Source organism: Aliterella atlantica CENA595 (assembly GCF_000952155.1).
Classification (GTDB): Bacteria; Cyanobacteriota; Cyanobacteriia; order Cyanobacteriales; family Chroococcidiopsidaceae; genus Aliterella; species Aliterella atlantica.
In genome coordinates this window covers 44,237-55,969 of the sequence record NZ_JYON01000033.1, presented here as the reverse complement: position 1 = coordinate 55,969, position 11,733 = coordinate 44,237, and the positions used below count along the sequence as shown (strand labels likewise).

General features: G+C 38.9%; 13 protein-coding genes and 1 pseudogene. 3 read left to right on the top strand and 11 right to left on the bottom strand.

Annotated features, from left to right (window positions below; genetic code table 11):
- Nucleotides 1-529: 529 nt before the first annotated feature.
- The 4 genes and pseudogenes from rnc to petJ all read right to left on the bottom strand — a co-directional run bounded on the left by rnc (nt 530) and on the right by petJ (nt 2,902).
- Nucleotides 530-1,195, bottom strand: a complete 666-nt coding sequence (gene rnc / locus UH38_RS21750) for a ribonuclease III (RefSeq protein ID WP_045056787.1) — start codon at nt 1,193-1,195, stop codon at nt 530-532.
- A 122-nt stretch (nt 1,196-1,317) separates the two neighbouring features.
- Nucleotides 1,318-1,422 (bottom strand): annotated as a pseudogene (locus tag UH38_RS28450) (IS110 family transposase); the annotation flags it as partial.
- A gap of 295 nt (nt 1,423-1,717) precedes the next feature.
- Nucleotides 1,718-2,533 (bottom strand): tetratricopeptide repeat protein, encoded by an 816-nt coding sequence (locus UH38_RS21745; protein ID WP_045056786.1) that lies wholly within the window; start codon nt 2,531-2,533, stop codon nt 1,718-1,720.
- A 39-nt stretch (nt 2,534-2,572) separates the two neighbouring features.
- Nucleotides 2,573-2,902 (bottom strand): cytochrome c6 PetJ, encoded by a 330-nt coding sequence (gene petJ, locus UH38_RS21740; RefSeq protein WP_045056785.1) that lies wholly within the window; start codon nt 2,900-2,902, stop codon nt 2,573-2,575.
- Between the two features lie 118 nt (nt 2,903-3,020).
- Between petJ and UH38_RS21735 the strand changes: the two genes are divergently transcribed.
- The gene (locus UH38_RS21735; RefSeq protein ID WP_045056784.1) at nt 3,021-3,926 is read left to right on the top strand and encodes a carbohydrate ABC transporter permease; all 906 of its coding nucleotides are present in this window, start codon (nt 3,021-3,023) and stop codon (nt 3,924-3,926) included.
- On the opposite strand, the gene UH38_RS21730 is transcribed toward UH38_RS21735, so the two are convergent.
- The 4 genes from UH38_RS21730 to UH38_RS21715 all read right to left on the bottom strand — a co-directional run bounded on the left by UH38_RS21730 (nt 3,919) and on the right by UH38_RS21715 (nt 7,118).
- Nucleotides 3,919-4,314 (bottom strand): DUF6841 family protein, encoded by a 396-nt coding sequence (locus UH38_RS21730; protein ID WP_045056783.1) that lies wholly within the window; start codon nt 4,312-4,314, stop codon nt 3,919-3,921. The two genes, UH38_RS21735 and UH38_RS21730, sit on opposite strands and share 8 nt — an antisense overlap.
- The gene (locus tag UH38_RS21725; protein WP_052672510.1) at nt 4,304-5,152 is read right to left on the bottom strand and encodes an alpha/beta fold hydrolase; all 849 of its coding nucleotides are present in this window, start codon (nt 5,150-5,152) and stop codon (nt 4,304-4,306) included. The genes UH38_RS21730 and UH38_RS21725 overlap by 11 nt, the downstream gene beginning before the upstream one ends.
- On the bottom strand, nt 5,122-5,457 hold the full coding sequence (locus UH38_RS21720; protein WP_045056782.1) for a hypothetical protein: 336 nt from the start codon (nt 5,455-5,457) through the stop codon (nt 5,122-5,124). Before UH38_RS21720 ends, UH38_RS21725 begins: the two co-directional genes overlap by 31 nt.
- A gap of 182 nt (nt 5,458-5,639) precedes the next feature.
- A complete protein-coding gene (locus UH38_RS21715; RefSeq protein ID WP_045056781.1) occupies nt 5,640-7,118 on the bottom strand; it encodes an SGNH/GDSL hydrolase family protein in 1,479 nt (492 codons plus the stop codon).
- Between the two features lie 51 nt (nt 7,119-7,169).
- Here UH38_RS21715 and UH38_RS26925 point away from each other — a divergent pair, with 51 nt between their 5' ends.
- Nucleotides 7,170-7,313, top strand: a complete 144-nt coding sequence (locus tag UH38_RS26925; protein WP_160296008.1) for a hypothetical protein — start codon at nt 7,170-7,172, stop codon at nt 7,311-7,313.
- Between the two features lie 83 nt (nt 7,314-7,396).
- On the opposite strand, the gene UH38_RS25040 is transcribed toward UH38_RS26925, so the two are convergent.
- Nucleotides 7,397-8,641 carry a C39 family peptidase gene (locus UH38_RS25040; protein ID WP_052672509.1) on the bottom strand — a complete coding sequence of 415 codons (1,245 nt, stop codon included), beginning with the start codon at nt 8,639-8,641 and terminating at the stop codon, nt 7,397-7,399.
- 595 nt (nt 8,642-9,236) lie between these two features.
- On the opposite strand from UH38_RS25040, the gene UH38_RS21700 reads away from it, so the two are divergent.
- The gene (locus UH38_RS21700; protein ID WP_144405740.1) at nt 9,237-9,488 is read left to right on the top strand and encodes a hypothetical protein; all 252 of its coding nucleotides are present in this window, start codon (nt 9,237-9,239) and stop codon (nt 9,486-9,488) included.
- Nucleotides 9,489-9,693: 205 nt separating this feature from the next.
- Here the strand turns inward: UH38_RS21700 and UH38_RS21695 are convergent, their stop codons facing one another.
- Both UH38_RS21695 and UH38_RS21690 read right to left on the bottom strand, forming a co-directional pair.
- Entirely contained in the window at nt 9,694-10,503 is an 810-nt protein-coding gene (locus tag UH38_RS21695) for an S-layer homology domain-containing protein (protein WP_082065478.1), read from the bottom strand.
- Between the two features lie 361 nt (nt 10,504-10,864).
- Nucleotides 10,865-11,566 carry an RICIN domain-containing protein gene (locus tag UH38_RS21690; protein WP_045056779.1) on the bottom strand — a complete coding sequence of 234 codons (702 nt, stop codon included), beginning with the start codon at nt 11,564-11,566 and terminating at the stop codon, nt 10,865-10,867.
- Between the last annotated feature and the right edge of the window lie 167 nt (nt 11,567-11,733).

Genomic DNA, 11,733 nt, shown 5'->3' with positions numbered 1-11,733 from the left:
TGACACAATTGCGACGGAGATTGTCTGACATTCTCAAAGACTTAACTCCAGAATTGATTGCTTCGCTTACAGGTTGGGAGTTTATTACTGATGCTGTATTAAGTTTATCTTCACATTAAATTGGTATGAGTTACGTAAATGCGATCGCATTTCTATTTCGCAGTACATGAATTTCCTGTAAAGTTTTTACCTAACTTAACTCCTCAGTAGCTAGATGTAATCTTTGTTTGCTTGCTATACCTAGATTTTCAAAGCTTGCAAAATCTTTATATTTATTTCAGTAATTTCCACAGTTTGAACAGCTATTAGTAAAAATTATAATTAATTTATAGCGGCTGAACAGTTTTAAAGCAAACTAACAAACGGTGAAATCATGATTTTTTCTAGAGAACTTGAGGAAGTAAAAATAGCTCTTTTGTGCAAATTAGTTCTTGTAGGAACGATCCTGCTATCAACTTTATTTTAATCAAAATTTTAAAATTAATTATTGCGATCGCCTTAAATGAGTACAAGAGCGATCGCTTCTATTTTATATTAACCCTAGCTTTTTCAAAGCCGCCTCAGCCGCACTTTTTTCAGCTTCTTTTTTGCTGTTACCTTCTCCCTCTCCATATATGTTGTTTTGAATACATACTTCAACAAGGAAAACTTTGTTATGATCTGGTCCTGATTCGCTGATAAGATTGTATTTGGGTAATTCTTTAAAAGTTGCTAGCGACCATTCTTGTAATATACTTTTAAAGTTTTTATCAAATTTCCTTTCCACCAAATGTTTAGCAACATCTATAAAAAGTGGCTTAATGAAATTATTAACGCTATCGAGTCCAGAATCAAGAAAATAAGCTCCTATTACCGCTTCAAAAGTGCTACTGAGCAAGTTGGGACTATGAACACCTCCTTTTAACTTTTCTCCTTTACCTAATAGCATTTGACTGCCTAAATTCAGATTTTCAGCAAATTTAGCTAGTTGTTCTTCATCTACTAATGCAGAACGTAATTTAGAAAGTTTTCCTTCATTCATTTCTGGATATTGCTCGTAGAGTAACTTAGCAACCACTAAGCCTAATAAAGCATCGCCTAAAAACTCTAAACGTTCGTTACTTGTTTTTATTTCTGGATATTCATTCATATACGTGCTATGAGTTAGGGCGCAACGTAACAGTTCTGGATTTTTGAATGTTGGTAAGTTAGACATTATTTTCTAATTGATGTTGATTGGTAGCGACTGTCTTAAAAGTCAAGCAATTGGCGACCACCATGAATCATCCGCTTACCTTTATATCGATCGCTATCATGATTAATCGGAGCAACACCAACCAATCGAGCGATTAGATTACATATCGCTGTTTGTATATTTGCCACTTGTAATGCTTTACCCATTGGACGTAGATAAATATCCAGTGTGGCTTTGCTGATATCAATGCCTACTCATTGACCAATATTTTCCCTGTTTCACTCTCACTCAATGAAGGTGATGCTGTGTTTGATTTTGCCCCTTGATTTCACTCTTCCTTGCCCGATCCGGGCTGTATCCTTTATTTCTCTGTATTTAAAGTTTTGTCCCTGGCGACTGTTCGAGTTCTCTTAAAGAAATTTTTGTAGTAACCCATGCTACAAATCGGTCCGATTTGACCTAGGGTGCGACGGTCTACTACTCTCTAAGATACAAGGGTGCGCTTTGAAAACGCACCCTACCAATATAAAAACGCAGATATATTTATGCATCGGCTATTTCTACATCTGATGCAAGTATGTGTTGAATTCGTTTGAGTAAGGCGATAGTTTTTTGATAAGCTACTTGCTCGTTTTGGCGGCTAAAGCCCTTAACTGCTTGCTGTAAGTCAGCAATAGCCGCTTGTTGGTAGCCTAGTTGATGTCTCGCCACACCCCGATTGACATAAGCTTGAATATTTGCTGGATTAAGTTGCAATGATTGAGTAAAGTCATTGATGGCAAGCAGATAATCGCCATGATGGAAGCAAATACAGCCGCGATTATAATAAGCCCTGGGGTTACGAGCATTAAGGCGAATAGCCAAAGAGAAATCTGCCATAGCAGCGGGAAAATCTGCTAATTCAAACCGAGCAAGTCCTCTATCTGTGTAAATATCAGCTAATAGGGAACTAGAATTGCTAGGAATTTGCCCTAAAGCTCGATTGTAAGATGCGATCGCCTTTTGATAATTTCCCCATCCAGCTTCAGCCAAAGCTCGATTATAGTAAGCACGAAAGTCACCAGGTTTGAGGCTAATTACTTTGTTATTGTCAGCAATCGCAGCTTGATAATCACCTTGGCGGTAATAGGCAATAGCACGATTTAGCAGCAATTCTGGATTATCCTTATTCAAGGAAACTGCTTTAGTACAATCAGCAACAGCCATCTGATAATCTGCTAGCTCAATACTGGCAAAACAGCGCTCCAGATTGGTATCTTTAAGCTCAAATACTCCCTGTGCTTGTGCTACTAGCGAAGAGTAACAAAAAAATGCGATCGCAATTATCAAACCAAAGATATATCGATAGAAGTAATTCATGCCTGACTCCAATCTTTCGCTGCTTGCTCTAAAATGTACTTAGCTCCAATCTTTTGCTGCTTGCTCTAATACGTAAGTAGCTACATCTTCAATTTGTTGGTCATTTAACCGACTTTTAAAAGCAGGCATGGCATTTTTGCCATTATGCACCTGCGTAATAATTGCCTCAAGAGAATTCATATTATTTTTATCTAAGGCATCTTGCTTTAAAGTTTTAGCAGCAGCCACAACGTTACGCCCGCCCAAATGACAAGCAGTGCAATTGGCTGTAAATATCTTTGCTCCGTTGGCGCTGTCTGCTGCTGTAGCTGGGGAAGTGAAGGCAAAAGTAAACGCAACTAGCAGTAGGACTGATAATATTTTCTTCATAGTTCTCCTCAAATCGTGCAAAATGCACTAATACTAAAATCAATTTTGAGGTGAACTTTTCCGCATAGTCAAAAGACAAGCAGTAAAACTTGTAGCTCATCTTGATCCGACACAACTCATGCAAAAAAACCTCCCGAAAAACTGGGCGTTGATGCAAAGGCGCTTAACTCCATACCTGTTTTTGCTACCTGCGCTGTTAATCTTGGGGCTAACGGTATTTTTGCCTGCAATGCAAGCTTTTTATCTCAGCTTTACCCGCTACGAGTACGATATTACCCAAGCGCCGCAGTGGATAGGATTGGCTAATTTTCGACGTTTATTTGGCGATCGCGTTTTTTGGCAGACTTTGCAAAATACGATATTGTACTTAATTGGGGTCGTACCAGTTTTAGTAATTGCTCCTTTAGCGATCGCTATTTTAGTCAACCAGAAACTACGCGGTATGCACTGGTTTCGGGCAGCTTTTTATACGCCTGTGATTATTTCTATGGTAGTAGCTGGGATTGCGTGGCGCTGGTTGTATGCAGAAAATGGCTTGCTCAATCAGTTAATCAAAAATGTATTTGCAGTTAAAGAAGGTATTCCCTGGTTAACTAGCCCGCAATTTGCCTTATTCAGCGTCATGGCAGTAACGATCTGGAAAGGCTTAGGCTATTACATGGTAATTTACCTTGCAGGCTTGCAATCTATTCCCGCAGACTTGTACGAAGCCGCAGCCATAGATGGTTCTGACGGTATCTCCAAGCATTGGGATATTACAGTTCCTTTAATGCGTCCTTACTTAGTTTTGGTAGCTGTCATCTCGGCAATATCTGCTACCAAGGTTTTTGAGGAAATTTACATTATGACGCAAGGAGGACCGCGTAATAGCTCTAAAACGATAGTTTATTATCTCTACGAACAAGCCTTTCAAAACCTGGAAATTAGCTATGCTTGCACAATTGGGTTAGTGCTATTTTTGGTAATTTTGGGCTTATCTATCTTGAATTTAAAGCTATCTGCGGGGCGCGATCGCATTAGTTAGGAGGTAAAACATCGTGAATGATACCGACAATAATTTTCCATTCACTGCTTACTTTACGTAGCGTGTAAGTAAAACCAAATTCTATAATTACCGAGCCATCTTTTCGCAAACGCTCGGCTATACCAGTAATTGTTGCGAGGTTGCTGCTTTGCAACTTGACTTGAAGATCGCGCATCCAACTTTTCTTATAATTTTCTTGCTTCAAGTCAGCTATTACTTTTTTCAGGGCGATCCACGCTTCTATTTGATTTCTTAAAGCAGCAGATTTATCTTGGCTAATTAGGATGCATGGGTAGTGGTAGAAATGCAGTAATGCTTTAGCGCTAAGTAATTCAAAAGTTGAACTGTATTTTTTGAAGGTTTCTAGAACATCATCTTCATCTGACATGAGCTATTTCCTCTAGTGTTGCAAATAAGTTGAACATTTCTTGATGAACGCGATCGCTTGCACCTTGGGGAATTTCATGCCCTACGCCATCTAACAAAAGTAATTTTGCTCCTGGAATTTTGCTAGCATACTCCGATGCAGACTTTACAGGTACGAGAGCATCTTCTTTACCATGAACTACAAGGGTAGGTGCAGCAATTTTATTGAGTTCATCTAGTCTCGAACCAGAAATACTAATAGCTGCTAATTGATGTTGAATGCAGTTAGGGTTGTATCCTTTACGCACTTCAAAGCCTTCATGATAGAGTTCCTTATATAGTTCTTCATCAAACGGGTATCCGCTGCCAGCAAACATCCGCCAAGAGCTAAGTTGCATCTCCAAAGATGGTGTTTCATTTGTAGCTGTTGAAGGTAGTTCTAAGTTGCTGGTAAGAGTTGCAGCATCAGCAAACGAGAGTAAACAAGTCAGGGAAAGGACGCGATCGGGATGACTAATGGCTATCCTTTGGGCGATCGCACCTCCCATAGATACGCCAACTATATGCGCTTTATCAATTTTTAATGCAGCAAGCAATTCCACTGCATCTTGAGCCATATCTTCCAAAGAATACGGATTGCTTTGCCATTCTGGAGCCTCTATCCACTCAGAAAGCCCAATATCCCTATTATCAAAGCGAATTACATAGTAGTCCTGTTCGACAATTGGTTCGTAGAAGTAAGGAAACCAATTTAAGCACTGGGAAGCCAATCCCATAATTAACAGAACTGGGGGATGAGAGGAATTACCAAAGGTTTCTACATAGAAATTCAGATTATTTGCTCTAACAGTTGTTTGCATAATTTCCTAGGTAAAGAAACGTGGTATATTATTTTTTCTTCCGGTAAGTCTTGGACTGCAACTACTACATCTCCTATCATTAATTCAGCTTCTACAAATGTCCTAATTACATCTTGATTAGGTTTTTCACCTATGTCAAATCGTCGCATATTTGCCGCTTTTAGATGTCTATGCGCTTGGCGAAAACCATTACCTTTGCGTCCTACATCAGTAGTTTTAATCAATGCTACTGAGGTGGCACTTGTGGCAGCCAAGACTTTTATCCAAGATGGCTCAAGTTCATCTGTAAAAGTAGCGACTATCACAGATGATACTACTGAAACTACTCATAAAGCTATATAAGTTGAGTGTAAGCTTATTGCACTATAATGCCATCTTTTGAGTTGAGATTTTATTTCTTGGTCAATAGTTTGGGTCATGATGGCGATCCTCTATGGTATTCAAAGCTATCGTTTTACTACTTAAGCGTAAAAAATACTAATTCTTATTAGGAAGTACCTCTAAGAATATCGAGTATTTTTTTTACAGGTGTATGGTGATAAAGAAAACCCAACGTATTTTCTAAATGCTCTAGGTTCTCAGGAGGCTCCATCAAAAGTCCGTCTGACCTTACAATATCGCTCCACCAATTTTGTGGGCGATTAATGGTAACACCAATATAGTTCATTTTGAGCAAAAACTCATCAGCAATTAATCCATAACACACAGGTGTCGGATGAAATCCATCTAAACCAATAAGTCCTCCTCTATACCTATTTTCTTGATTATTGTCGTTAGGGGTTAGGCGAATATACCGAGTGTCTAGTAAAGGTCTTCCTGACGCAGCTATTCTGTGGGGAAGCCCATTAGTTTGTAATGCGTCAATTAATTCTTGTGGAAAGGGATAGGTAACTTGTCCTCCTCGGCGACGGAATGCTAATTGGTCCAGTTTTTCACACAGATCGACAACATGAAATCCTTCCCTATCAGCGACATCTTTAATAGCTTGATTGTACTGGTCAATAACACTATCTATTAATTTGGCTTCTGCACCTACTAAATGTGGATATTGTTCAGGATTTTTGCTAAATTCATCATCCCAAATCCAAAAATGAGTATAAAACTCATAATATCCATCTGCAGTGAGTGCATCTGTTCCTGTTCTTCCAGGAGTAATTCCGCGACTTACAGGAGGAATCGTAACATGAGGAATAGTTGCTAGAAAAACATTTGTAGCATTTATAGCTCTAATTTGAAGAACAATTCTGTCAAGTATCTTGCGAAAGTGTTCTGGCTGCCAAAGATTGCAGCTTCTCTCGTACGCTAGGTTATCAATGTCTTGGGGCTTAGACCAGTTAATCTTTAAGCTAATAACTGTACCTAAACAATTGTTCGCTCCTAACCAAAAAATTAAATTTTCAATCCCATTTTGTGTTCGAGCTACTTCTTTAGCGGCAGTAAATTGTGAATACCACTCGAAATTACGATCCAAACTCGGATTTAATGTTCGTCTTGTAGCGCGATACATTGCTAGTTCAGGCAGTTGTTGCAATAAATTATTTCTCTGTTTTTTCTGCAAAACACGACGGCAAACTGCGTCTGTTAGAGTGTCAAAGTCTCCTAGCTGAAATCCTAAAACACCTAAGTTGTGATGTAAAGTACCCGTATCGGAAGCTTTAGTTCCTTCTCCTCTTTCCCAAAAATCTTCTACGCGATCGAGTTTATTTTGTACTGCTAGTAAGGCACGAGGAATTTCAAAAAAATCAATTTTATTTCCAAATTTGTCAACTAGCAGGCGTAATAATTGTTCTATATTTAGGGGTAAACCACCTTCACCTGTGAAATCAGGACGTTTGAATTGCTTTAAGTCTGGATCGCCAAGACAACGGGCAATTAAAGCAGGATAGGCAATATCTGTACGACAAACACCCCCGCTAGTAACGCCGTGAGTTAGGCTATCACCGATCGCAACGAGTGGAACTGCCATAGATTATTCTCCATTTTTAATAGTTTGTAGTTAGCAGGGCAAATTTTTCGGATGAATAAGAAACAATTTTGGTACGAGTTTTTAATAGTTTGTCCTAGTAAAAACTTACTATTTAGAGCGATCGCGCCCGATTTAGGATTAGGAAATGATGAGCGATCGCTTTCAATATTCATTTCAACAAAAAGTCTGAAATAAGTTTTGTCAAAACATTCTTGATTAAAACAAAATTTGGTAAAGTCTTGTTGCGTAAGTTACCAAGTTAATGAAGTTAGGCAAAACTAGCTCTTGCTAGGGAAATGTGCCCAAGTAGTATTAGCGCCAGAGTAACTAACCCGACTACATAGATTGTAAGAGTAGTGTAAGTTTTCTCCTTTCTTATCGTTTAAATTAGGTCGATTGCGATCGTATCCCGATGACCACCATTCTCCATAAGGATCGTTAACCCAAAACCCAGTAGCATCGTACCCGCGCAATACAATGATATGACCAGATGCGGTAAATTTACCACTCATAATTACTGGATTACCACTGGCAAGATGAGCTTTAATCTCACTCCATTTAGCTGTTGTTGTGAATCTACTCTTTATTCCATAGGCTTCTTGTAATTTTACTAAATCGCTATGAAGATAGCGATTCCAACCTTTATTTTTCATGTATGAATCTAATTCATCTTCTAATTGCGGTGTTGAGGTATTACCGTGAATACCAAAGTATTTAAGAACCATCGCTACACAAGTTACATTACAGGTTTTATCTGGATCTGTTTCATTATTTCGTTGGCTAAGATAAGGAACTTTTAGATTAATATTTCCCGCTTCTGTAACATTGTTGCCTGTGTAATGCTTAAGTGCTTCTTGATAAACGCGCTCTAGGTCTTTAAATTTAACAACTGGTTGACCATAACGACCATCTCCTCGATCGTTATAAGGTAGTGAAGCCCATTCCCAAGATAAACTTTCGCAAGCACCACGAATATCACCTCGATCTACATCACTCATAGCACTTCGTTTTTGAATTAAATATAGCGCTGCTATGTCTTGGTTTCCAGGGCTAAAATCAGATAACTTTAACTTTTGTTTGCATTCATCCCAAGTATGGTTAATAAACTGATACCGACCTGCTGCACTAGAAGAGTATCCATTTGCATGAATGATTTGGCGAGGATGATCGACAAAATTATTACTAAAGGTTTTAAAAGAGAACATAATATTGTAACCATCTCGCTGTCCATTGATGTTGCGATCCGTGCCTTCTGCATAAGCAATTAAATCTAAAAAAGCATATCGCTGGGCAGATATTTTAGAGTTAGATGAACCATTGCTACTTTCATTTATTGAAGCTGGCTCGGTACTACCATTAAGTTCTATAACCAATGTTTTTGGTGGCTCATTCTGATTGAACCAGGGTAATGGTAGATCGGCTCTTAAATCACCTGTATTATCAACCTGATATTCAACTTTATCTAAATAGCTGTCATTGTCCATCAAATAAAGTGCTTGTTTCGTACTTCTAACCCAAGACATAACTAAATTCCTTAAAAAAACAAAAATTTTACTAGAGCACTTCGATCTATATCACCGTGCCATTTAATCTAAAAATAGCTATTCACTATTAGCTTTGTCAGTCGGTAAAAGGTCAGGAAAAAGTCAGGCAAAAGTCAGTAGACCTATACATTAGTCAACTTAAACATCCCTTTGATAACTAAATTTAAACACTCAACTTAGTTGTTTGCGGATTGTTACGTTTCTCCTTGAAAAGGTAAATAAATATAAGTTATCGGTAAAACGCTAATGTATCAAAATATACTTAAATACACGCAGTTTAATTACCTCACTCGTCATACCTGAGATTTGCAGCAAATTTAAAAGCTATATAACTAAGAAAATTGGACAAGGTTAAACTTTAAACAAGCTCAGGAGCGCTACTTGCTGCATTTATTGACGGAAAAAATACTTAGTCATATAATTTTGTAATTACTTTGATTGAGAAGTATTTCTAGTAACTAGATTTCCAAAATTTGTGTTTATTTTTTAACTTTGGATTGCTCGTTTTTGTCCACAAAAGTTTTATAAAGGTAGCCTAATTATGCGCTTTGACCTCAGTAGGACTTGCAAAATAGTGTCAGTTACAAGCTTGCTAATCGTAGGTGTTTCATCACCAACTATTGCTTCCCACGAAACAACTCATCCTGGTAGCGAAACTGCTACTAAACGTAAATGCCCGTTTGAGCGAGTTGCAGTTAACGCCGTGTTAGCCCAAAATACTCAAACTGAAGAAAACGTGCAACAAACTCCTACAGAAATGTCTGCAGGAGAAATTGAGGCGGTTGAACGAGTACGACAAGTGTATAAACAAATTTGCTCCAGATAAAGAAGCGTTCAACTTCAAGCACCTGAACCAACAACTGCAGCGCCAGTTGCACAACCAGAACCAGCAGCAGTTCCAGTCGAACAACCAGCGCCAACTCAACCGCAGCAACCAATTCGCGCCCTTTGGTAAAGTTATAAATACTTTGGCATTTTCTTGCTTTCCTGCCAAAGTTTATGTGTTTGCTGTTTGGCTTGCAAGCTTTCTACTACTTAGCAGGACTTTGAGTATTTGCAGTCCTATTACTACTTGCCAAATACTGACTCAATGCGTAAGCCATGTCTGCACGAGTCATTGGCTGCAACGGATTTATATTATTTTGGGTATCTGTATTGACAAATCCAACATTTAATGCAGTAGCCAAGGATTTTCTTGCCCAAGCAGGAATAGAAGCGGCATCTGGATATTGGGATAAGATTTCTTCTACTGTATTGTCGGGAAACTGAAATACACCATAAGCTTGAGCAAAAATAGCTAGTGCTTCTGCTCTTGTTACCTTTTGATTGGGAAAGAATGTATTACCTCGATACCCTTTCATAATTCCAGTTCTTAGCACTGTTTGAATGTCTTTGTAAGCCCAGTGCGAACTAGGTACATCTTCAACTTCAATTGTGCCTGCTTGAGTGGCTGCGGCTCTTTTATCCAACCCAAAAGAGCGCACTAATATTGATGCTAATTCAGCACGACTAACAAATAATTCGGGGTGAAATTGTCCGTCAGCAAGGTTACTCATCAATCCCGCCGCAACTACTTGAGAGATCGCGTCAGCAGGCGATGAGGGTGCAGCTTGAACTTGAGGTGGAATATTTGGTGGTAAGGGTGCAGGTGATGGGGGTGTAGGAGGTGGAACAGTATTATTTGGTAAGGGTGCAGGCGTTGGCGGTAATGAAGGTAATGCAGGCTGCGCTTGAGCTTGTACGTTATTTTTGATTGCGAGTTCTGCTCCTACTTTCGCTGCAATACTAGAAGTTAATAAAACTGATGTAATTATCAGTAAACTATTTTTTAGACCGTTCATACTAACTATTGTTCTCATTATTAACAATTAACCATTACCCAACTTGTCATCTTATAGCGATCGCCAGCAGCATTCCTATCCCCAGTTACTATGACGCAAGCTAGCTGAAATTGTGCCAGCCTCTTTCATTATTACCAAGAGGCGAGTAAGAAAAAATAAATGGTAATTGTGTTTTTAGCCTTGTGAAGCTCAGACCTTAAAGCAGCGACAATTACCAAAGCTTTAGCTCATAATCTGCAAGCCAAATATCTAGCTTTACAGATTAGACTGCTTGCAGAAATAGGCGATCGCTCTAAAAATTAGCAATTTAATTTCTCCTTGTCCTCCTTTTCTCCTCAAACTAATCTATCAAGCAAGTCTCTTAATACCTTCTCTGCCCAAAACTCCACATTTGATCTGTAGGCGAACCGTTTTCAGCATTATGCCCAGATGTTTCGCAATCCCACAGTAATAAATGTGCGCTATTGGTATCACCAGGAGCGCCAGACACATCAATGCATTTGCCTGATAGCTTATTTCTGATAAATCCTTCAGATGTAAATTCCCATCTTTGATCTGTAGGCGAACCATTGTCAGCATTGCGCCCAGATGTTTCACATTCCCATAGTATTAGCGGTGTACCATTATGTTCTCCAGGTGCGCCGGATACATCTATACACTTTCCCGATAATGTGTTCTTGATAAAACCACCATCTACCATTACCCATCTTTGATCCGTAGGTGAGCCATTACGAGCATTGCGCCCAGATGTTTCGCAATCCCAAAGTAGTAAGGGTGCGCTGTTAATTTCCCCAGGTTCGCCAGACACGTCTATACACTTTCCCGATAGTTGATTGCCGATAAACCTTCCCTGGCGCTGATAATTGCGATCGCTTCTTTCTGATTCTCTACCATACTTTTTGCGTCCTCTGGTAATACCTCCAGGACACATGGGATCGAGGGTTCCTACTCCAGTAGTGCAACCAGGATTTGCCTGAACAGGTATCAAAAACGGAAATGCCGTACCAATAAGGGCAACAGATGTAGCTGCAATAGTGAAGCTTTTAACTTGTTTGATTCTCATAGTTAGCTTTCTTGAGTCCATTTATACCTTGAATGCTCAGAAGCAAAATTCCTCTAAATTGTTTCATTGCAGTTTTACTTTAAGCGAAGATAAATATTTGGTATAATCAACAACAACTGACGAAGGTTTGATGAAAGTCAGAAAAAGTGTGTTTTTATGGAAAAAAT

Excerpts from the sequence above, each read along its gene's own strand:
- UH38_RS26925 (WP_160296008.1), top strand. The coding sequence starts at position 7,170 with ATGAATAAGAAACAATTTTGGTACGAGTTTTTAATAGTTTGTCCTAGT.
- petJ (WP_045056785.1), bottom strand. The coding sequence starts at position 2,902 with ATGAAGAAAATATTATCAGTCCTACTGCTAGTTGCGTTTACTTTTGCC.
- UH38_RS21745 (WP_045056786.1), bottom strand. The coding sequence starts at position 2,533 with ATGAATTACTTCTATCGATATATCTTTGGTTTGATAATTGCGATCGCA.
- UH38_RS25040 (WP_052672509.1), bottom strand. The coding sequence starts at position 8,641 with ATGTCTTGGGTTAGAAGTACGAAACAAGCACTTTATTTGATGGACAAT.
- UH38_RS21730 (WP_045056783.1), bottom strand. The coding sequence starts at position 4,314 with ATGTCAGATGAAGATGATGTTCTAGAAACCTTCAAAAAATACAGTTCA.
- UH38_RS21725 (WP_052672510.1), bottom strand. The coding sequence starts at position 5,152 with ATGCAAACAACTGTTAGAGCAAATAATCTGAATTTCTATGTAGAAACC.
- UH38_RS21735 (WP_045056784.1), top strand. The coding sequence starts at position 3,021 with ATGCAAAAAAACCTCCCGAAAAACTGGGCGTTGATGCAAAGGCGCTTA.
- UH38_RS21695 (WP_082065478.1), bottom strand. The coding sequence starts at position 10,503 with ATGAACGGTCTAAAAAATAGTTTACTGATAATTACATCAGTTTTATTA.
- UH38_RS21690 (WP_045056779.1), bottom strand. The coding sequence starts at position 11,566 with ATGAGAATCAAACAAGTTAAAAGCTTCACTATTGCAGCTACATCTGTT.
- UH38_RS21715 (WP_045056781.1), bottom strand. The coding sequence starts at position 7,118 with ATGGCAGTTCCACTCGTTGCGATCGGTGATAGCCTAACTCACGGCGTT.
- rnc (WP_045056787.1), bottom strand. The coding sequence starts at position 1,195 with ATGTCTAACTTACCAACATTCAAAAATCCAGAACTGTTACGTTGCGCC.